The organism is Pseudomonas lalkuanensis (genome assembly GCF_008807375.1).
Classification (GTDB): Bacteria; Pseudomonadota; Gammaproteobacteria; order Pseudomonadales; family Pseudomonadaceae; genus Metapseudomonas; species Metapseudomonas lalkuanensis.
In genome coordinates this window covers 212,176-232,638 of the sequence record NZ_CP043311.1, presented here as the reverse complement: position 1 = coordinate 232,638, position 20,463 = coordinate 212,176, and the positions used below count along the sequence as shown (strand labels likewise).

The 20,463-nt window shown below is 64.9% G+C and carries 19 protein-coding genes; 9 read left to right on the top strand and 10 right to left on the bottom strand.

Annotated elements, in window-relative coordinates; all coding sequences use genetic code 11:
- Positions 1 to 141: 141 nt before the first annotated feature.
- From FXN65_RS01105 to FXN65_RS01095, 3 genes are all read right to left on the bottom strand, one after another.
- Positions 142 to 1,509 carry an aspartate aminotransferase family protein gene (locus FXN65_RS01105; protein WP_151131254.1) on the bottom strand — a complete coding sequence of 456 codons (1,368 nt, stop codon included), beginning with the start codon at positions 1,507 to 1,509 and terminating at the stop codon, positions 142 to 144.
- A gap of 62 nt (positions 1,510 to 1,571) precedes the next feature.
- A complete protein-coding gene (locus FXN65_RS01100) occupies positions 1,572 to 2,930 on the bottom strand; it encodes a glutamine synthetase family protein (RefSeq protein ID WP_151131253.1) in 1,359 nt (452 codons plus the stop codon).
- Positions 2,931 to 3,073: 143 nt separating this feature from the next.
- Complete coding sequence (locus tag FXN65_RS01095) at positions 3,074 to 3,826, bottom strand: gamma-glutamyl-gamma-aminobutyrate hydrolase family protein (RefSeq protein ID WP_151131252.1); 753 nt, start codon at positions 3,824 to 3,826, stop codon at positions 3,074 to 3,076.
- A gap of 279 nt (positions 3,827 to 4,105) precedes the next feature.
- Between FXN65_RS01095 and FXN65_RS01090 the strand changes: the two genes are divergently transcribed.
- The 5 genes from FXN65_RS01090 to aguA all read left to right on the top strand — a co-directional run bounded on the left by FXN65_RS01090 (position 4,106) and on the right by aguA (position 9,817).
- Positions 4,106 to 5,485 (top strand): glutamine synthetase family protein, encoded by a 1,380-nt coding sequence (locus tag FXN65_RS01090; protein WP_151131251.1) that lies wholly within the window; start codon positions 4,106 to 4,108, stop codon positions 5,483 to 5,485.
- A 150-nt stretch (positions 5,486 to 5,635) separates the two neighbouring features.
- Complete coding sequence (locus FXN65_RS01085; RefSeq protein WP_151131250.1) at positions 5,636 to 6,697, top strand: polyamine ABC transporter substrate-binding protein; 1,062 nt, start codon at positions 5,636 to 5,638, stop codon at positions 6,695 to 6,697.
- A gap of 167 nt (positions 6,698 to 6,864) precedes the next feature.
- Positions 6,865 to 7,509 carry a TetR/AcrR family transcriptional regulator gene (locus FXN65_RS01080; RefSeq protein WP_151131249.1) on the top strand — a complete coding sequence of 215 codons (645 nt, stop codon included), beginning with the start codon at positions 6,865 to 6,867 and terminating at the stop codon, positions 7,507 to 7,509.
- A gap of 197 nt (positions 7,510 to 7,706) precedes the next feature.
- Positions 7,707 to 8,585 (top strand): N-carbamoylputrescine amidase, encoded by an 879-nt coding sequence (gene aguB / locus FXN65_RS01075; RefSeq protein ID WP_151131248.1) that lies wholly within the window; start codon positions 7,707 to 7,709, stop codon positions 8,583 to 8,585.
- Between the two features lie 125 nt (positions 8,586 to 8,710).
- Complete coding sequence (aguA, locus tag FXN65_RS01070; protein WP_151131247.1) at positions 8,711 to 9,817, top strand: agmatine deiminase; 1,107 nt, start codon at positions 8,711 to 8,713, stop codon at positions 9,815 to 9,817.
- A 186-nt stretch (positions 9,818 to 10,003) separates the two neighbouring features.
- Here aguA and FXN65_RS01065 read toward each other — a convergent pair whose 3' ends face one another.
- The 7 genes from FXN65_RS01065 to FXN65_RS01035 form a co-directional block, all read right to left on the bottom strand.
- Positions 10,004 to 10,219 (bottom strand): TOBE domain-containing protein, encoded by a 216-nt coding sequence (locus FXN65_RS01065; RefSeq protein ID WP_003455791.1) that lies wholly within the window; start codon positions 10,217 to 10,219, stop codon positions 10,004 to 10,006.
- 36 nt (positions 10,220 to 10,255) lie between these two features.
- The gene (gene ssuB / locus FXN65_RS01060) at positions 10,256 to 11,065 is read right to left on the bottom strand and encodes an aliphatic sulfonates ABC transporter ATP-binding protein (RefSeq protein WP_151131246.1); all 810 of its coding nucleotides are present in this window, start codon (positions 11,063 to 11,065) and stop codon (positions 10,256 to 10,258) included.
- Positions 11,062 to 11,847, bottom strand: a complete 786-nt coding sequence (gene ssuC, locus FXN65_RS01055; RefSeq protein WP_151131245.1) for an aliphatic sulfonate ABC transporter permease SsuC — start codon at positions 11,845 to 11,847, stop codon at positions 11,062 to 11,064. The genes ssuB and ssuC overlap by 4 nt, the downstream gene beginning before the upstream one ends.
- Positions 11,848 to 11,857: 10 nt before the next feature.
- The gene (gene ssuD / locus FXN65_RS01050) at positions 11,858 to 13,021 is read right to left on the bottom strand and encodes an FMNH2-dependent alkanesulfonate monooxygenase (RefSeq protein WP_151131244.1); all 1,164 of its coding nucleotides are present in this window, start codon (positions 13,019 to 13,021) and stop codon (positions 11,858 to 11,860) included.
- 51 nt (positions 13,022 to 13,072) lie between these two features.
- Positions 13,073 to 14,035, bottom strand: coding sequence for a sulfonate ABC transporter substrate-binding protein (locus FXN65_RS01045; RefSeq protein ID WP_151131243.1), 963 nt, complete (start codon positions 14,033 to 14,035; stop codon positions 13,073 to 13,075).
- A 99-nt stretch (positions 14,036 to 14,134) separates the two neighbouring features.
- Positions 14,135 to 14,773 (bottom strand): peroxiredoxin, encoded by a 639-nt coding sequence (locus FXN65_RS01040; RefSeq protein ID WP_151131242.1) that lies wholly within the window; start codon positions 14,771 to 14,773, stop codon positions 14,135 to 14,137.
- 298 nt (positions 14,774 to 15,071) lie between these two features.
- Positions 15,072 to 16,403, bottom strand: a complete 1,332-nt coding sequence (locus FXN65_RS01035) for an OprD family porin (RefSeq protein WP_151131241.1) — start codon at positions 16,401 to 16,403, stop codon at positions 15,072 to 15,074.
- A gap of 399 nt (positions 16,404 to 16,802) precedes the next feature.
- Between FXN65_RS01035 and tauA the strand changes: the two genes are divergently transcribed.
- From tauA to tauD, 4 genes are all read left to right on the top strand, one after another.
- On the top strand, positions 16,803 to 17,783 hold the full coding sequence (gene tauA / locus FXN65_RS01030) for a taurine ABC transporter substrate-binding protein (RefSeq protein WP_151131240.1): 981 nt from the start codon (positions 16,803 to 16,805) through the stop codon (positions 17,781 to 17,783).
- A 55-nt stretch (positions 17,784 to 17,838) separates the two neighbouring features.
- On the top strand, positions 17,839 to 18,621 hold the full coding sequence (tauB, locus tag FXN65_RS01025; RefSeq protein WP_151131239.1) for a taurine ABC transporter ATP-binding subunit: 783 nt from the start codon (positions 17,839 to 17,841) through the stop codon (positions 18,619 to 18,621).
- Positions 18,618 to 19,451: a taurine ABC transporter permease TauC gene (tauC, locus tag FXN65_RS01020; protein ID WP_151131238.1), complete on the top strand. Its 834-nt coding sequence runs from the start codon at positions 18,618 to 18,620 to the stop codon at positions 19,449 to 19,451. The genes tauB and tauC overlap by 4 nt, the downstream gene beginning before the upstream one ends.
- A 118-nt stretch (positions 19,452 to 19,569) precedes the next feature.
- Positions 19,570 to 20,403 (top strand): taurine dioxygenase, encoded by an 834-nt coding sequence (tauD, locus tag FXN65_RS01015; RefSeq protein WP_151131237.1) that lies wholly within the window; start codon positions 19,570 to 19,572, stop codon positions 20,401 to 20,403.
- The last annotated feature ends 60 nt before the right edge of the window (positions 20,404 to 20,463 follow it).

The window sequence follows — 20,463 nt, the reverse complement described above, 5'->3', positions numbered from 1 at the left end:
TGTTGAAGTGTCCGAGTGGCGTCGTACCGAATACGCCACCACTCGGTGAGCCTGGCCAACGCACCGGCGAAGTCTGGCAAGGTAAAGGGCTTGCTTACAACAGGCGGCATCTCCAAATGCCACCATCAAGCCCTCTTTTTCTTAGCCTTTTACTTCTGCCAAGGTGAGGTCCAGGCACTTGCGTGCCTTGGTCACCAGTTCGTCAACCTCGTCTTTGCTGATCACAAGCGGCGGCGAGATGATCATGGTGTCACCCACCGCGCGCATGATCAGGCCATTACGGAAGCAGTGCTCGCGGCACAGCATCCCCACACCACCGGCGAAACGCTCACGGGTCTGCTTGTTCTTGACCAGTTCCAGCGCCGCCACCATGCCGACACCGCGCGCTTCGCCAACCAACGGGTGGTCGGCCAGCTCCTGCCAGCGTTGTTGCAAATACGGTGCCGTTTCAGCCTTCACTTTCTCGACGATCTTCTCTTCACGCAGGATGCGGATGTTCTCCAGCGCCACCGCTGCCGCTACCGGATGACCAGAGTAGGTGAAGCCGTGGTAGAACTCCCCACCCTCATTCAGGGTATGGACGATCTCGTCGCGGACAATGACGCCGCCCATGGGGATGTAGCCGGAGGTCAGGCCCTTGGCGATCGGCATCAGGTCCGGGGCGTTGCCGTAGTACTGGCTGCCGAACCATTCGCCGGTACGGCCGAAGCCGCAGATCACTTCGTCGGCGATGAACAGGATGTCGTACCTGGCGAGGACTTCACGGATCTTCGGCCAGTAGGTTTCCGGCGGGACGATCACGCCGCCCGCACCCTGGATGGGCTCGGCAATGAAGGCGGCAACCTTGTCCTCGCCCACTTCGAGAATCTTCTTCTCCAGCTGCTCGGCCGCCCAGACGCCGAACTCGGCCGGCGCCATGTCGCCGCCTTCGCCGAACCAGTAGGGCTGGGCGATGTGCTCGATGCCGGGGATCGGCAGATCACCCTGCTCATGCAGGGCCTTCATGCCACCGAGGCTGACACCGGCCACGGTGGAGCCGTGATAGCCGTTCCAGCGTCCGATGATGACTTTCTTCTGCGGCTGGCCCTTGGTCGCCCAGTAATGACGGACCATGCGCAGCACGGTGTCGTTGGCTTCCGAGCCCGAGCCGGTGAAGAACACGTGGTTCATGCCTTCCGGCGCGATCTCGGCGATCGCCTTGGAGAGCTCTACAGCCGGCGGATGCGCGGTCTGGAAGAACAGGTTGTAGAAGGGCAGTTCACGCATCTGCCGGGTCGCCGCCTGCACCAGTTCCTCGCGGCCGTAGCCGACGTTGACGCACCACAGGCCGGCCATGCCATCGAGGATCTTGTTGCCTTCGCTATCCCAGATGTACACGCCTTCGGCCTTGGTGATGATCCGCGCACCCTTGGCGTTCAGCGCCTTGTAGTCGGTGAACGGCGGCAGGTGGTGGTCACGACCTAGCGCTTGCCATTCAAGGGTCTTGGGGTTGGTCACTTGGCTATTCATTTCATTACCTCAGTAAACACCTATCTGGAGAGCCGGCCGCGGCGGCCGGCCTCCGTTCCGGATCAGACGGAGAGCAGCAGGAACTCGCGCTCCCAGGAACTGATCACCCGTTTGAAGTTCTCGTGCTCGGCGCGCTTGACCGCCACGTAGGCCGTCACGAACTTGTCGCCCAGGTACTTCGCGATGTCGCGGCAGGCTTCCATCCGCTCCAGAGCTGCCTCGATGGTCAGCGGCAGGCGCAGGTTGCGGCGCTCGTAGCCACGCCCCTTGACCGGCGCGCTCGGCTTCACGCCTTCCACCATGCCGATGTAGCCGCACAGCAGGCTCGCGGCGATCGCCAGGTAAGGGTTGGCGTCGGCACCGGCCAGGCGGTTCTCCACGCGGCGGTTCTGCGGACCGGCATCCGGTACGCGCAGGCCCACGGTGCGGTTCTCCTCGCCCCACTCGACGTTCACCGGCGCGGAAGTGTCCGGCAGGAAGCGGCGGAAGGAGTTCACGTTGGGCGCGAACAGCGGCAGCACTTCGGGGATGTACTTCTGCAGGCCGCCGATGTGGTGCAGGAACAGCTCGCTCATGGAACCGTCATCGTTGGAGAAGATGTTCTTCCCGGTCTTGATGTCGATCACGCTCTGGTGCAGGTGCATGGCGCTGCCCGGCTCGTCGGTGATCGGCTTGGCCATGAAGGTCGCCGCCACGTTGTGCTTGAGCGCGGCCTCGCGCATGGTGCGCTTGAACACCAGGATCTGGTCCGCCAGCTCCAGGGCGTCGCCGTGACGGAAGTTGATTTCCATCTGCGCCGGGCCTTCCTCGTGGATCAGGGTGTCGAGGTCCAGGTCCTGCATCTCGCACCAGTCGTACATGTCCTCGAACAGCGGGTCGAATTCGTTCGCCGCATCGATGGAGAAGGACTGGCGACCGGTTTCCGGGCGGCCCGAGCGGCCCAGCGGGGCCTGCAGGGGGAAGTCCGGATCGTCGCAACGTTTGGTCAGGTAGAACTCCATCTCCGGGGCGACGATGGGTTTCCAGCCTTTGTCGGCGTACAGCTTGAGCACCTTCTTCAGGAGGTTGCGGGGCGACAGCTCGATGGGATTGCCCTGCTTGTCAAAGGTGTCGTGGATCACCATGGCGGTGGGCTCGATGGCCCACGGCACCAGGTACACGGCGCTCTCGTCCGGGCGGCAGAACATGTCGATGTCCGCCGGGTCGAGCAGCTCGTAATAGATGTCGTCCTCAACATAGTCGCCGGTCACGGTTTGCAGCAGCACGCTCTCGGGGAGGCGCATGCCCTTCTCGTCCAGGAACTTGTTGGTCGGCGAGATCTTACCGCGCGCAATGCCGGTAAGATCGCTGATCATGCATTCAACTTCGGTGATTTTGCGTTCTTTCAGCCAGCTGGTCAGCTGGTCGAGCTTGGTAGTCATAAAGACCTCAGTGTTGAGAGCTTCGCTAAGAGGCTTCCGCAGGTTCGTGCCGTACGCACCCATCGAGGCACCGGCCGCGCGATCAGTACAGTTCGAACTGCGCGACACGGCAACTTCGCCGTTTTCCTGAAGAGCTCTCCCGCTCAGCGTTTCCCCGCCTTCTCCCTGCAAGCCTCACCAAAGGCCTGGAAGATGGCGAGATAGTTCGGGTTGGTCTGCACCTGCCACTCGGGATGCCATTGCACCCCCAGGGCAAAGCTCCTGGCGCCTTCGACCGAAAAGGCCTCGACCAACCCATCGGGCGCCAGAGCCTCTACACGCAGGCCCGGCGCCAGACGTTCAACGCCCTGGCCATGAATGGAGTTGACTTGAATCTCGGACGGCAAGCCGATGCCATCGAGTACGCCGCCCGGCTGCACATGCAGCGCATGACGGGGAGCGTATTGCACCTCGCGCGGCTCGTTGGCCGGCTCGCGGTGATCCATGAATCCTTCTACTTCATGCACGCGCTGGTGCAGGGTGCCCCCGAAAGCCACGTTCATTTCCTGGAAGCCCCGGCAAATGCCCAGGACGGGGATGCCGGCTTCGATGGCCGCGCGGACAAGGGGCAGAGTGGTGCGATCCCGGGCGGGATCGTGACGGGTGCCGGGCTCGGATGCGGTGCCTTCATATTGATGGGGCTCCACATTCGAAGGGGAGCCGGTAAGGAGAAGACCGTCCAGGCCGGACAGCAGAGTCGCCTGGTCCATCAGTTCAGCGAGGGCTGGAATCACCAGAGGAATTCCACCGGCTCCAACCGCTACCGCACGCAGATACTTGTCACCAGCTATATGATAAGTCTGAGGACCGATCTCTCTGGTGCAAGCGGATACGCCTATCAACGGCAGGCGAGACATGAGACACCCGTTTTATTTGTCTGTCTGTGGGTTTCGACCGAGCTTAGCGTTGTTCATTTTTTTACACAATAGGACTGTAAAAAATTGAACACGCCCCGCTGAGCACCACGCCTGGCAAGGTTCGGAGAGAGGTTCGGGCGCCCCGAAACGCCCCAAAACTGGCCATCGAGCCCGTTTTTGGGGCAAAATAGGGCTCGCTTGACATCAGGGGGTGATTCGGATTGACTCACACCTTAGATAGAGCGTGATTGATATTTTTAACAAAAAAGGTGTTGCATCATGTCGGTACCCCCGCGTGCCGTTCAGCTTCAAGAAGCGAACGAATTCCTTAAGGAGCATCCTGAGGTCCAGTTCGTCGACCTGTTGATTGCAGATATGAATGGAGTGGTGCGAGGCAAGCGAATCGAACGCGCCAGCCTGACCAAAGTCTACGAGAAAGGCATCAACCTCCCCGCTTCGATCTTCGCTCTCGATATCAACGGTTCCACCGTCGAAAGCACCGGCCTCGGCCTGGACATCGGCGACGCGGACCGCATCTGCTATCCCATCCCCAGCACCCTCAGCGACGAACCCTGGCAGAAGCGCCCGACCGCGCAGCTGCTGATGACCATGCACGAACTCGAAGGCGAACCTTTCTTCGCCGACCCACGCGAGGTGCTGCGTCGTGTGGTGGAAAAATTCGATGAACTCGGCCTGACCATCTGCGCCGCGTTCGAGCTGGAGTTCTACCTGATCGACCAGGAGAACATCAACGGCCGTCCGCAGCCGCCGCGTTCGCCCATTTCCGGCAAGCGCCCGCAGTCCACCCAGGTGTACCTGATCGACGATCTGGACGAATACGCCGACTGCCTGCAGGACATCCTCGAAGGCGCCAAGGTCCAGGGCATCCCGGCCGACGCCATCGTCAAGGAAAGCGCCCCGGCCCAGTTCGAAGTCAACATGCATCACGTCGAAGACGCCCTGAAGGCGTGCGACTACGCGGTGCTGCTCAAGCGCCTGATCAAGAACATCGCCTACGACCATGAAATGGACACCACCTTCATGGCCAAGCCCTATCCGGGCCAGGCGGGCAACGGCCTGCACGTGCACATCTCGCTGATCGACAAGAAGACCGGCAAGAACATCTTCGCTTCCGATGATCCCGAGCAGAACGCCGCTTTGCGTCACGCAGTCGGCGGTGTGCTCGAGACCATGCCCGCGTCCATGGGCTTCCTGTGCCCGAACGTGAACTCCTACCGCCGTTTCGGCGCGCAGTTCTACGTGCCGAACGCGCCGAGCTGGGGCCTGGACAACCGCACCGTGGCCGTTCGCGTGCCCACCGGCAGCCCGGATGCCGTGCGCATCGAGCACCGCGTGGCCGGCGCCGACGCCAACCCCTACCTGATGATGTCGGCCATCCTGGCGGGTATCCACCACGGCCTGACCAACAAGGTCGAGCCGGGCGCCCCCATCGAAGGCAACTCCTACGAACAGCTGGAGCAGAGCCTGCCGAACAACCTGCGCGATGCCCTGCGCGAGCTGGACGACAGCGAAATCCTGGCCAAGTACATCAGCCCGGACTACATCGACATCTTCGTCGCCTGTAAGGAAAGTGAGCTGGAGGAGTTCGAGCACTCCATCTCCGACCTCGAGTACAACTGGTACCTGCATACCGTGTAAGCGAGTCCACAACGCCGGCCCCCGGGCCGGCGTTGTCGCATCTGTACCCTTTGCAACACCCGGCGCAGCGGGCCATCCCGGCTGGTAGCGCCTTGCAGCACCCGAACGCCAAGACAACCAGAACCCGCATGCTCTATCAGGGAGGACGTCATGCCCCGTTTGCTCGCTCCGCTGTTGCTCGCATTGCTCCCCGCACTGGCCCAGGCCGAAGACCCGATCCGCGTCTACAACTGGAATGACTACATCGCCCCGGAGGTGCTGGAGGAGTTCCAGAAGGAAACCGGCATCAAGGTCGAATACCACACCTTCAGCAGCGCCGACGAACTGGACAAGGCCCTGGCCGGCGGCGAGCCCATCGATGTCGCCGTGCCCTCCCACAACGACCTGCCGCGCCTGATCAAGGAAGGTCGCCTGCAGCCGCTGGACTTCTCCCTCCTGCCCAATCGCCAGCACCTGGACAAGCAGCTGCTGAGCAAGCTGGCCGCCATGGACCCGAACAACCAGCACGCCGTGCCCTACCTCTGGGGCGCCGTCGGCCTGGCGGTGAACATGCCCCAGGCGGAAAAGGCCTTCGGCGGCCCGCTGCCCCACAGCTGGAGCCTGCTGTTCGAGGCCGACCAGAGCGCGCGTCTCGGCCAGTGCGGCGTCAGCCTGCTGGACGCCCCCGACGAAACCCTCGCCGTGCTGCTCAACTACCAGGGCCGCAACCTCTCCCGCAGCGCGCCGAGCCGACTCAAGCGCAGTGCCGAAACCCTCGCCGCCCTGCGCCCGAACCTGCGCTATGTCGACAGCGAGCGCTACATCGCCGATCTCAACGCCGGCAAGCTGTGCGTGGCCATGGCCTGGGTCGGCGATGCCCTGAACGCCGCCGCGGCCGGCCAGCCGGTGAGTTTCATGGTCCCGGATGAAGGCTCGGTACTGTTCATCGACAACCTGACGATTCCCACCAGTGCCAGGCGGGCCGACCTGGCACACCGGTTCATCGACTTCATGCTGCGTCCGCAAGTGGCGGCGAAAGTCACCAGTGCCACCCTCTACCCCAGCGGCAATGCCGACGCCCGTCAGTATCTGGATGCAGGCCTGCGCGACCAGCCCGGCCTGTACCCGGACAAGGAAACCAAGCGCCGCCTGTTCCCGGTGGAGCCCGTGCCGGACAAGCTCAGCGCTACGCGCGATGAGGTGTGGACGGCCTTCCGCGAAGGCAACAAGTAGCCGGTAGGGTGCGCCGCGCGCACCGGAACGCCCGCGCAACCAGCCCCGGTGCGCAGGGCGCACCCCACGACGAACTCCAATCGCGATCGGTGTCCATCGCTGCGTGTTCGCTTGCCCCGACCCGGTCGACTGGATTCCAATAGCGGCTCTTCGGAAAGGAGCCTCCCATGTCGCGCCACGCCACCGCCCGCAAACCGCGCGCCAGCAGCCAGCTGCGCATCGCCGGGATTCTCGACGCCGCCCGCACCCTCCTGGCAGAGCAGGGCGTGGCCAACCTGTCGATCTACAGCGTCGCCGAGCGCGCGGAGATGCCGCCCTCTTCCGTCTATCACTTCTTCTCCAGCGTGCCGGCGATACTCGAAGCCCTCACCGCCGACGTCCACGCGGCGTTCCGAGCCTGCCTGCAGCAGCCCATCGAGCACGACAGCCTGCGCCACTGGCAGGACCTTTCACGCCTGGTGGAAGAGCGCATGCTGTCGATCTACGCAGCCGACGCCGCCGCGCGCCAGCTGATCCTCGCCCAGCACGGCCTCACCGAAGTCACCCAGGCCGACCGCCAGCACGACATCGAACTGGGCCGGCTGATGCTCGCCCTGTTCGAACGTCACTTCGAGCTGCCGGCGCTGCCTGAGGATGTCGACGTCTTCGCCCTGGCCATGGAACTGGGCGACCGTGTCTACGCCCGCTCCGTGCAGCTGCACGGCGAAATCACCCCGCGCCTGGCCGAGGAAGGCATGCGGGTGTTCGATGCCTACCTCGGCCTCTATCTGCCGCCCTTCCTGCCAAAGCGGGCCACGGCCCGAGAAATCTGAACCGATAAAACCCGATATTTATCGGCAAATAAATCAGAAAATCCGCCTCGATAGAAAAATCACGCTTCCAATACGGATTTTTATCGACTATAAAGTCGCCATCCGCACGGCGGCCCACACCCCGCCGGCACGGAAAAGCCCCAATCGCCGATAGATATCCGGCAATGGGTTCAAAAACGTTCCGACGAGGTGTCCCCATGTCCCGCATCGTTACTGTCGCCGCTACCCAGATGGCCTGTTCCTGGAATCGCGCCGCGAATATCGCCAACGCCGAGAAACTGGTCCGCCAGGCTGCCGCCAAGGGCGCGCAGATCATCCTGATCCAGGAGCTCTTCGAGACCCCCTACTTCTGCCAGAAACCGAACCCGGACTATCTGCAGCTGGCCACCCCGACCGAGAACAACGAAGCCATCGCGCATTTCCAGAACGTCGCCAAGGAACTCCAGGTCGTGCTGCCCATCAGCTACTTCGAACAGGCCGGCCGCGCGCGCTTCAACAGCATCGCCATCATCGATGCCGACGGCGCCAACCTGGGCGTCTACCGCAAGAGCCACATCCCGGACGGCCCCGGCTACCACGAGAAGTACTACTTCAACCCGGGCGATACCGGCTTCAAGGTCTGGAACACCCGCTACGCCAGGATCGGCGTGGGCATCTGCTGGGACCAGTGGTTCCCGGAAGCCGCGCGCAGCATGGCGCTGCTGGGCGCCGAGATTCTCTTCTACCCGACCGCCATCGGCAGCGAGCCCCACGACGCCAGCATCACCTCCCGTGACCACTGGCAGCGCGTGCAGCAGGGCCATGCCGGCGCCAACCTGATGCCGCTGGTGGCATCCAACCGCATCGGCAAGGAAGAGCAGGACGGCTACGACATCACCTTCTACGGCTCCTCCTTCATCGCCGACCAGTTCGGCAAGAAGGTCGAGGAACTCAACGAGACCGAGGAAGGCATCCTGGTGCACAGCTTCGACCTGGACCGCCTGGAGCACGTGCGCAGCGCCTGGGGTGTGTTCCGCGACCGCCGCCCGAACCTATACTCCCCGATCAAGACCCTGGACGGCTCCCTCGAGTCGTAAGCCCGGATTCAGGGGCCAGCCCGTTGGCGATGCACTGTTCGCCAGCGGGTTGGCCCCTGTCCTTTCATGAAAGGCTCAGGATCTCGCGACGCGCAGCAGATCCTGAACAGACCAATGGTGGATCGATGAACACACTGAACACCCTCCCCCGCGACGACGGCTTCCGCATGCCGGCTGAATGGGAACCCCATACCCGCACCTGGATGGTCTGGCCCGAGCGCCCCGACAACTGGCGCCTGGGTGGCAAGCCCGCGCAAGCAGCCTTCACCGCCGTGGCCAAAGCCATCGCCCGCTTCGAGCCGGTGACCGTCTGCGTCTCCGCCGGACAGTACGAGAACGCCCGCGCACGCCTCGACGAGCCGAACATCCGCGTGGTGGAAATTTCCAACGACGACGCGTGGGTGCGTGACACCGGCCCGACCTTCGTGGTCAACGACCAGGGCGAGGTGCGCGGCGTGGACTGGACCTTCAACGCCTGGGGCGGCTTCGACGGCGGCCTCTATTTCCCCTGGAACCGCGACGACCAGGTGGCGCGCAAAGTCCTGGAGATCGAAGGCTGCAAGCGCTACCGCACCAACGGCTTCGTGCTCGAAGGCGGCTCCATCCACGTGGATGGCGAAGGCACCCTGATCACCACCGAAGAATGCCTGCTGAACCGCAACCGCAACCCGCACCTCTCCCGCGAACAGATCGAGGCGGTGCTGCGCGAGCAACTGGCGGTGGAAACCGTGATCTGGCTGCCGGACGGCCTGTACAACGACGAAACCGACGGCCATGTGGATAACTTCTGCTGCTACGTGCGTCCGGGCGAAGTGCTGCTCGCCTGGACCGATGACCCGCAGGACCCGAACTTCCCGCGCTGCCAGGCGGCGATGAAGGTGCTGGAAAGCGTCCGCGACGCCAAGGGCCGACAGCTGGTGGTGCACAAGATGCCGATCCCCGGCCCGATCTACGCCACCGAAGAAGAGTGCGCCGGCGTGGACCTGGTGGAAGGCACCCAGGATCGTGATCCGTCGATCCGCCTGGCAGGCTCCTACGTGAACTTCCTGATCGTCAACGGCGGCATCATCGCGCCCAAGTTCGACGACGCGAAGGACGCCACGGCCGAGGCCATCCTCAAGCGCGTCTTCCCGCAGCACGAAGTGGTGATGGTCCCCGGCCGCGAGATCCTGCTCGGCGGCGGCAACATCCACTGCATCACCCAGCAGCAGCCGGCGCCGCGAAAGCGCTGAGCGAAAGCCGGATTAAACCAACCCCCGCAAATGCGGGGGTTGGTTTTTTGATCGGTGCAAAACTGCAGGGGGCCTTGCTCTTGTGGGGGCGAATTCATTCGCGAAGCAGTCCGCAGGACTGCCCTGCAAGGTCGGGGACCGGCGGTCCTCGGCGAATGAATTCGCCCCCACAGGAAAAGCGAAGCATCACAGCTTGGCGATCGACACCTCGGTGGACTTCACGAAGGCGATCACTTCCGAACCGATCCCCAGCTCCAGCTCGCGCACGGAGCGGGTGGTGATGACGGAGGTGACAATGCCGGCGGCGGTCTGCACGTCGATCTCGGAGAGCACCGGGCCCTCGATGATTTCCTTGATGGTGCCCTTGAACTGGTTACGGACGTTGATGGCTTTGATGGTCATGGCGGTTATTCCTTTGCTCGGGGTATGGGGTTTGGTTCAAAGCGCCCAGCGCAGTTGCGTGGGCAGGGGGGAAAGGGGCTCGGGTTCCGGCGGGGCCGGCGGCAGTGCCAATACACGGTCCAGCACTTCGGCTTCCAGCGCGGCCAGGCGCGCCGAGCCACGAGCTCGCGGACGCTGCAACTCGACCGGCAGATCGAGGCCGATGGCGCCTTCCTCGATCAGGATCACCCGGTCGGCAACCGCCACGGCCTCGTTCACGTCGTGGGTCACCAGCAGGACGGTGAAACCGTGCTGCTGCCAGAGGCGCTCGATCAGCTGCTGCATCTCGATGCGGGTCAATGCATCCAGCGCGCCCAGCGGCTCGTCCAGCAGCAGCAGCCGCGGCTGGTGGATCAGCGCGCGGGCCAGGGCCACACGCTGCTTCTGTCCGCCGGAAAGCGCCGCTGGCCACTCTTGCGCACGGTCAGCCAGGCCTACCGCTTCGAGGGCCTCCAGGGCACGCGGACGCCAGTTGCCGGACAGCCCCAGGCCGACGTTGTCGATCACCCGCTTCCAGGGCAGCAGGCGTGAATCCTGGAACATCAGGCGCGTGTCCTCGCGGGCGTCTTCCAGCGGTGCCGATCCGGCCAGCAGTTCGCCACGGGAGGGCTGATCCAGCCCGGCCAACAGCCGCAGCAAGGTGCTCTTGCCGCAGCCACTGCGACCGACCACGGCGACGAACTGACCGGCCGGAATCAGCAGGTCGATGCCCTTGAGCACCTCGCGCTCGCCGAAGGACTTGCCGATGCCGCGCAGCGCCAGCGGAATGCCACGCTTGAGGCGTTGGGGAGCCTGGGCAGCGGTCATGCTGCACCTCCCTTGGCCTGGTAGGCCGGGTGCCAGCGCAGCCAGACGCGCTCCAGCCCACGAGCGGCGACGTCGGCCAGCTTGCCGAGCACTGCATAGAGCAGTATCGCCAGCACCACCACATCGGTCTGCAGGAATTCGCGGGCGTTCATTGCCAGGTAGCCGATGCCGGAGCTGGCGGAAATGGTCTCGGCCACGATCAGCGTCAGCCACATGAAGCCGAGAGCGAAGCGCACGCCCACCAGGATCGAAGGCAGCGCGCCGGGCAGGATCACCTGGCGGAACAGGGCGAAGCCGGAAAGCCCGTAGCTGCGCGCCATCTCCACCAGCGCCGGGTCGACGTTGCGGATGCCGTGGTAGGTGTTGAGGTAGATGGGGAACAAGGTGCCGAGGGCGACCAGGAAGATCTTCGCCGACTCGTCGATGCCGAACCACAGGATCACCAGCGGGATCAGCGCCAGGTGCGGCACGTTGCGGATCATCTGCACCGAGCTGTCCAGCAGGCGCTCGCCCCACTTCGACAGGCCGGTGACAAAGCCCAGTAGCAGGCCCAGGCCGCCGCCGATGGTGAAACCGATGCCCGCGCGCCAGCCACTGATCGCCAGGTGGGTCCAGATCTCACCACTGGACAGAAGCTCCCAGCCCGCCGCCAGCACCGCACTCGGCGCCGGCAGGATGCGGGTGGAGAGCAGGCCGGTTTCCACCGCGACCTGCCAGATCGCCAGCAGCGCCACGGGCAAGGCCCAGGGCGCCAGGCGCAGGAGTATCGAATCGAGCTTCATCCCCGCGCCCTCAGCTCTGCGACGCCAGCTTGTGCAGCTTGGGTTCGGGCAGCGCCTCGTTGGCCACCATCTCGCCGAAGGGGCTGACGAAACCGAGGCCGTCGTTGGTGCGCGGACGCGCCACGTCCAGATGCGGGAACAGCAGCTCGGCAACCCGGTAGGACTCTTCCAGGTGCGGGTAGCCGGAGAAGATGAAGGTGTCGATGCCGAGGTCGGCGTATTCCTTCACCCGCGCGGCCACGGTCGGTCCATCGCCCACCAGCGCCGTGCCAGCGCCACCGCGCACCAGGCCGACGCCGGCCCAGAGGTTGGGGCTGACTTCCAGCTTGTCGCGGCGACCGTTGTGCAGGGCGGCCATGCGCTGCTGGCCCACCGAATCGAAACGGGCGAAGGCGGCCTGCGCCTTGGCGATGGTCGCGTCGTCGAGGTTCTCGATCAGGCGGTCGGCGGCGGCCCAGGCGGCTTCGTTGGTTTCGCGCACGATCACGTGCAGACGGATGCCGAAGCGCACCGTGCGGCCCTGCTTGGCAGCCTTGGCGCGTACCTGTTCGATCTTTTCCTTCACCGCTGCCGGCGGTTCGCCCCAGGTCAGGTACAGCTCCACCTGCTCGGCCGCGAGGTCCTGGGCCGCTTCGGAGGAGCCACCGAAATACAGCGGCGGACGCGGCTGCTGCAGCGGCGGGTAGAACAGCTTGGCGCCCTTCACCTGGATGTGCTTGCCGTCGTAGTCGACCGTTTCGCCCTCCAGCACGCGGCGCCAGATGCGGGTGAATTCCACCGAGGCTTCGTAACGCTCTTCATGGTTCAGGTGCAGGCCATCGGCAGCCAGCTCGTCCGGGTCGCCGCCGGTCACCAGGTTGAACAGGGCGCGACCGCCGGACAGGCGATCGAGCGTGGCTGCCTGGCGCGCGGCCACGGTCGGCGAAATGATCCCGGGGCGCAGGGCCACGAGGAATTTCAGGCGCTGGGTCACCGGAATCAGTGAGGCGGCCACCAGCCAGGAGTCCTCGCAGGAACGCCCGGTGGGAATCAGCACGCCGCCGAAGCCGAGGCGGTCCGCCGCCTGGGCGATCTGTTGCAGGTAGCCGTGGTCGACGGCACGGGCGCCTTCGGATGTGCCGAGGTAGTGGCCGTCGCCGTGGGTCGGCAGGAACCAGAAGATGTTCAAGCTCATGGAGTGGTCTCCTTAAAGGTGTCCCCTCTCCCTCCGGGAGAGGGGTTCAAGTCACTGCTGCGCGACCTTGGCCGGCGGCGTCCAGATCACATCGGCGATGCTGAGTTTTTTCGGAATCAGCTTCAGCGCGGTGAAGGTGTCGGCGATCTTCTGCTGTGCAGTGACGACCTCCGGGCTCAGCGGCTGAGCGCCGTAGCCTTGGCGTTTAACCGCGATGGAAGTGATCTCCTTGGGCAGGCCCAGCAGCGGCGCGACCTGTTCGGTGACCTTGTCCGGATCGGCCTTGGAGTCCTCGCCCACGGCGCGCACTTCCTCGATCAGCGTGTTGATCACCTGCGGGTGCTTCTGGGCGTAGGTGCGGGTCGCCAGGTAGAACTGGTGGTTATCCACAAGCCCTTCGCCATTGCGCAGGGTGCGGGCTTCCAGTTGCTTTTCGGCGGCGGCCTGGAAGGGGTCCCAGATCACCCAGGCATCCACGCTGCCGCGCTCGAAGGCGGCGCGGGCGTCGGCCGGCGGCAGGTAGACGGGCTGGATGTCGCTGTACTTCAGGCCGGCCTCTTCCAGGGCGCGCACCAGCAGGTAGTGCACGTTGGAGCCCTTGTTCAGGGCGACCTTCTTGCCGGCCAGTTCCTTGACCGACTGGATGGGCGAACCCTTGGGCACCAGGATCGCTTCGCTCTGCGGTGCCGGCGGCTCATAGGCCACGTAGAGCAGGTCCGCGCCTGCGGCCTGGGCGAACACCGGCGGGGTTTCGCCGGTCACGCCGAAGTCGATGGAGCCGACGTTCAAGCCTTCCAACAGCTGCGGGCCGCCGGGGAATTCGGTCCACTTCACTTCGATGCCCTGGTCGGCCAGGCGCTTCTCCAGCGTGCCCTTGGCCTTGAGCAGCACCAGGGTGCCGTACTTCTGGTAGCCGATCCGCAGGGTTTCGGCCTGTGCTTGGGTGATGGCGCCGAAAGCCAGGGCAGCCGCGAACAGGGCAGCCAGGCTCCGACGCAAAGTGATGGTGCGCATGGCGCTCTCCTCATGACTTTGCTTGTGGTGTCGTTGCCTGCTTCCCGTTGGCGGGTGAGTAAGGCGGGGTCGTTCAGTGCGCGCGAGGCGCCGGATGAATCAGCGGTTGGGTTGCGGGGTCAGGCGCAGGTAAGGACGGACCGCCTTGTAGCCGCGCGGGAAACGCTGGCGGATCTCGTCTTCATCCTTGAGCGAGGGGACGATCACCACATCGTCGCCGTCCTGCCAGTTGGCCGGGGTGGCAACCTTGTGGCTGTCGGTCAGCTGCAGGGAGTCGATCACCCGCAGGATCTCGTTGAAGTTGCGCCCGGTACTGGCCGGGTAGGTGATGATCAGGCGCACCTTCTTGTTCGGGTCGATGATGAACAGCGAACGCACGGTGAGGGTGTCGTTGGCGTTCGGGTGGATCAGGTCGTACAGATCGGACACCTGTCGGTCGGCGTCGGCGATGATCGGGAAGTTCACCAGGGTGCCCTGGGTGTCGTTGATGTCATCGATCCAGCGGTGATGGGAATCCACCGGGTCGACGGACAATGCGATCACCTTCACACCACGCGCAGCGAACTGGTCCTTCAGCTTGGCGGTGAACCCCAGTTCGGTGGTGCACACCGGGGTGAAGTCTGCCGGGTGCGAGAACAGCACGCCCCAGCTGCTGCCCAGCCATTCGTGGAAACGGATGCGGCCTTCGCTGGAGTCCTGTTCGAAGTCGGGGGCGATGTCGCCGAGGCGGATGCTCATGGTGTTGCTCCTGTATCTGGGTATCGTTCCGTGGGGCTCACTATGGGCAGTCGCACTGAAAATTAAAAAGAATAAATAACAATTTATTTATTACTTTATGGACTATTAATCTGCAGCCATGAAAAAGCCGGGAAGGCCTCTGGAATGAGGTTCCCGGCTGGTTCATGCCCGATCTAACCGTAGGTTGTGGCTGAGCTAAGCGAAGCCCAACACGACCAAGCACCGAGCGCAGCGTCACTTCCCTGTGGGAGCGAACTCATTCGCGATTGGAATCGCTCCCAAAGACGCCAAGGCGGCCTTACAGCAGCGTCAGGGTGTAGCTGAGGATCAGGCGGTTCTCGTCCTGGTCGCGCGCCGCATCGCTGCGCAGGGCGGCGTTGCGCCAGGACACGCCCAGGCCCTTCAGGGGACCGCCCTGCAGTACATAGTCGAGGCGGAAGTCGCGCTCCCACTCGCCCTGGTCGCTGCCCTGGGTCTCGATGTTGCTGCCCTTGAGGTAGGTACCCACCGCCTTGAGCCCCGGCACGCCGAGCTTGGCGAAGTCGTAGCCGTATTCGGCTACCCAGGTGCGCTCGCCGGCGCTGAGGAACTTGCCGATCTGGCGGTCGGTGATCAGGTAGGCGGTGGCGCCGTCGCCCTGGTTGAGGAAGGGGAAGGCGCTGTCGCCGGAGACCTGCTGGTAGCCCAGGCTCGCCGCGTGGCCGCCGAGCGTGTAGGTGAACAGGGCGCTCCAGGTGCGGTTGTCCACTTCAAAGCGGTCCGGGTCGTTGGTCGCCCAGTTGCCCGCGCTGCGGAAGCCTTCGCGGCGGCCGGCGGCGCTGGCGTTCTTGCCGTCGGAGTCGCTGTAGAAGTAGCGCAGGTCGGACTTCAGCGCGCCCACCGGCAGCGCCCAGTTGTGGGTCAGGCCGACGAAATGCTGCTGATAGAAGTCTTCCAGGTTGCCGTAGTAGTACTGCGCGAGCAGGTTGTCGCTGACCTTGTAGTCGCCACCGGCGAAGTAGAACGTGTTGACGAACTGGCCAGTACGGGCGTTGTTGGCGCCGGCGATCGACAGGCCGCGGGCGTCGCTGGAGTTGCGCCCTTTGGCATGTTCCAGCTGGCCGCCGACCAGGGTCAGGCCGGCGATCTCGCTGGAGGTGATCTGGCCGCCCTCGAAGGTCTGCGGCAGCAGGCGGCCGTCGTTGTAGGTCACCACCGGCAGCTTCGGCAGCAGGGTGCCGAGGCGCGCTTCGGTCTTGGAGAAGCGCAGCTTGCCGGTCACGCCCAGGCTGCCGAAATCGTCCTTGGCGCGGCCATCGTTGTCAGTGGGGAACACGGTGCCGCCGTAGCTGGCGCTGGTCGGGTTGTAGTGGCGGCCCTTGCCGGAGTCCAGCTTCACGCCCAACAGGCCGAGGGCATCGACGCCGACGCCGACGGTGCCTTCGGTGTAGCCGGAGGTGTAGTTGAAGAGGAAGCCCTGGCCCCACTCTTCCTGCTTGGACGGCGCGTCGGTGAACTGGCGGTTGTCCGAGTTGATGTAGAAGTTGCGCAGGGTCAGGCTGGCCTTGCTGTCTTCGATGAAACCACCGGCGGCGGCGTGCTGGGCCAGCACGCCGAGGGCGACGGCCAGGGCGAGGGACGACTTGTTCATGCTCGATGCTCCATTGCGATCTTGTAAGGGTGTTGGGGTGCCCGGAGCAGGAGCAGACGCGACGCGCCGCTGCGTGACCTTCGAAGCCACTGTCGTTTTCACAGGCTCCGGTGCAAATGCGATGCGGCGGTCCGCTTTCGGCAGGCCGCCACTCTAGGGGGGCAACGCTAATTCTCAAAAAGAATTATTTTTTAGATACAAATAACTTTCAGCAATAAGCAATTCTACGCAACCCGGCGCTGCATCCGACCTAAGCTAATGCCAAAAAATTATTTATTTCTCGATTTTTAGATCAAATAGATTGTCTCCACCGGACCACCGGACACCCCAGAAAGCAGCACCCCCTGTCCCGTGGACCGGCCTCCAGGACCGGCCCCCAAGCCCGTTGAGGAGCACCCCATGATTCCGTCCCTGTTCCCCCGTCGCCTGCTGGCGGCCCTGACCCTTGGCGGCCTGGCATTGAGCGCCCAGGCCGCGGACTTCACCGTCGCCTACCAGACCACCGTCGACCCGGCCAAGGTGGCCCAGGCCGATGGCGCCTATGAGAAGGCGAGCAAATCCGAGATCGACTGGCGCAAGTTCGACAGCGGCGCTGAAGTCATCACCGCCGTCGCCTCCGGTGACGTGCAGATCGGCTACGTCGGCTCCAGTCCGCTGGCAGCCGCCGCCACCCGCCAACTGCCGATCCAGACCTTCCTCATCGCCACCCAGATCGGCGATGCCGAAGCCCTGGTGGCGCGCAACGGAGCGGGCATCACCAAGCCCGAAGACCTGATCGGCAAGAAGATCGCCGTGCCCTTCGTGTCCACCGGCCACTACAGCCTGCTGGCCGCCCTCAAGCACTGGCAGATCGACCCCACCCGGGTCACCATCCTCAACCTCGCGCCGCCGGCGATCGTCGCCGCCTGGCAGCGTGGCGACATCGACGCCACCTATGTCTGGGACCCGGCACTGGGTGTCGCCAAATCCAGTGGCAAGGTGCTGATCAGCTCCGCTGAACTGGGCAAGCTGGGCGCACCCACCTTCGACGCCTGGATCGTGCGCAAGGATTTCGCCGAGAAACACCCGGAAGTCGTCCGCGCCTTCGCCAAGGTGACCCTCGACGCCTACGCCGACTACCGCAAGGACCCGAAAGCCTGGCTGGCCGACAAGGGCAACATCGACAAGCTGGTGAAGCTCTCCGGCGCCAAGGCCGAGGACATTCCGCTGCTGCTGCAGGGCAACGTATTCCCGCTGGCCGCCGACCAGGCCAACGCCCTCGGCGCGCCCACCACCCAGGCCATCAGCGAAACCGCCGCCTTCCTCAAGGAGCAAGGCAAGGTCGACGCCGTGCTGCCCGATTACGGCCCCTACGTCAGCTCGAAGTACGTCACTAATTGATCCAATCCCCACCTGCCCGGACACTCCGGGCAGGCCCTTTCGAGATCCGCAGAAGATGGCCTTACTCAAGCTGGAGCGCATCAGCGCACAGTACCCCGGCACGGCCGAGCCGGTACTGACCGACATTTCCTTCGACCTCGGCCCCGGCGAACTGCTGGTGGCCCTGGGCCCTTCCGGCAGCGGCAAGACCACCCTGCTCAACCTCATCGCCGGCTTCGTCAGCCCCAGCGCCGGACGCATCAGCCTTGACGGCGTGCCCGTCAGCGGCCCCGGCGCCGAGCGCGGCGTGGTGTTCCAGGACGACGCCCTGCTGCCCTGGCAGGACGTACTCGGCAACGTCGCCTTCGGCCTGGAACTGGCCGGCGTATCCCGCACCGAACGTGAAGCGCGTGCCCGCGAAATGCTCGCCCTGGTTGATCTGGCCGGCTTCGACAAGCGCCGCATCTGGGAGCTTTCCGGCGGACAGAAGCAGCGCGTCGGCATCGCCCGCGCGCTGGCCGCCGACCCGCGCGTGTTGCTGATGGACGAGCCCTTCGGCGCCCTCGACGCCTTCACCCGCGAGCAGATGCAGGAACTGCTGCTGCAAGTCTGGCGACGCGCCGCCAAGCCCGTGTTCCTGATCACCCACGACATCGAGGAAGCGGTCTTCCTCGCCAGCGAACTCATTCTGCTGTCGCCCAATCCGGGCCGCATCGCCGAGCGCCTGCGCCTGGACTTCGGTCAGCGCTACGCCGCCGGGGAAAGCGCGCGGGCGATCAAATCCGACCCTCGCTTCATCGAAACCCGCGAGCACGTGCTTGCCCAGGTCTTCGCCGAACGCCAGAGGAGAAGCGCATGAGCAGCCTCGACCTGCCCCTGGCCAGCAAGGCCAATCCGACCGTGAAACCCCGTCAGCGCCCGCCGCTCAGCACGCTGTCCATCAGCCTGCTGACCCTCGGCAGCCTGCTGCTGGGCTGGTGGGCGGTGACCGCCGCCGGCCTGATCGAACCCCTGTTCCTGCCCAGCCCCCAGGCCATCGCCCGCAAGGGTTGGACCCTGCTGACCCAGGGCTACATGGAGGCCAGCCTCTGGCAGCACCTGGGCGCGAGCCTCGGGCGCATCGGCCTGGCCCTGCTGGCGGCGGTGCTGACCGCCGTGCCCCTGGGCATCGCCATCGGCCGTAACCGTATCGCCCGTGGCATCTTCGACCCGCTGATCGAGTTCTACCGGCCCATTCCGCCGCTGGCCTACCTGCCCCTGATCGTCATCTGGTGCGGCATCGGCGAGCTGTCCAAGGTGCTGCTGATCTTCCTCGCGATCTTCGCCCCCATCGCCATCGCCACCGCCACCGGCGTGCGCAATGTCGACCCGGCGCGGCTACGCGCGGCGCAGTCCCTCGGTGCCAGCCAGGCGCAACTGATCCGCCATGTGATCCTGCCCAGCGCCCTGCCGGACATCCTCACCGGCGTGCGCATCGGCCTCGGCGTCGGCTGGTCGACCCTGGTTGCCGCCGAACTGGTGGCCGCCACCCGCGGCCTCGGTTTCATGGTGCAGTCGGCGGCGCAGTTCCTGGTCACTGATGTGGTGATCCTCGGCATCCTCGTCATCGCCCTGATCGCCTTCGCCCTCGAACTCGGCCTGCGCGCCCTGCAACGCAAGCTCGTGCCCTGGCATGGGCAGAGCCGCTGACCCTCATTCTCGTTGGGCTTCGGGTAGCTCAGCCACAACCTGCGCACTGGTAGGTTGGGCCGGGCGGCGTTCCGCGAGCGCAGCGAAGCCCAACAATTCCCGACTTCGAGGTGCTGCCATGACACTCCACATCACTCCGCTCTCCCCCGCCCTCGGTGCCGTGGTCGAAGGGCTCGACCTCAGCAAACCGCTCGACGCCGCGCTGCGTGAAGCGGTGGAAAGCGCGCTGCTCACCCACCAGGTGCTGTTCTTCCGCGACCAGCCGTTGAACCCGCAGCAGCAGGCCGCCTTCGCCCGCAATTTCGGCGACCTGCATATCCACCCGATCTACCCGAACATCCCCGGCCAGCCGGAAGTGCTGGTGCTGGATACCGCCGTCACCGACGTGCGCGACAACGCCCTCTGGCACACCGACGTGACCTTCCTGGAAACCCCGGCGCTCGGCGCGGTGCTCGCCGCCAAGCAGCTCCCGCCCTACGGCGGCGACACGCTCTGGGCCAGCAGCAGCGCGGCCTACGACGCGCTGTCGAAACCCATCCAGAAACTGCTCGAAGGCCTCACCGCCACCCACGACCTGTCCCGTTCCTTCCCCGAGGAGCGCTTCAGCCTCACCGCCGAAGAACACGAGCGCCTGGAAGACGCCAAGCGCAAGCACCCGCCGCGCAGCCATCCGGTGGTACGCACCCACCCGGTCACCGGGCGCAAGGGGCTGTTCGTCAACGAGGGCTTCACCACCCGCATCAATGAACTCTCGGCGGCGGAGAGCGACGCGCTGTTGCGCCTGCTCTTCGCCCACGCGACCCGCCCGGAATTCACCATCCGCTGGCGCTGGCAGGTGGGCGACGTGGCCTTCTGGGACAACCGCATCACCCAGCATTTCGCCGTGGACGACTACCGCCCGCAGCGCCGCGTGATGCACCGCGCGACGATTCTGGGGGACAGGCCGTACTGATCGGGCTGCACCCCGTGGTCTAGGCTTTCGCGTGCCGGCACAACCCCGCCGGCATATCCC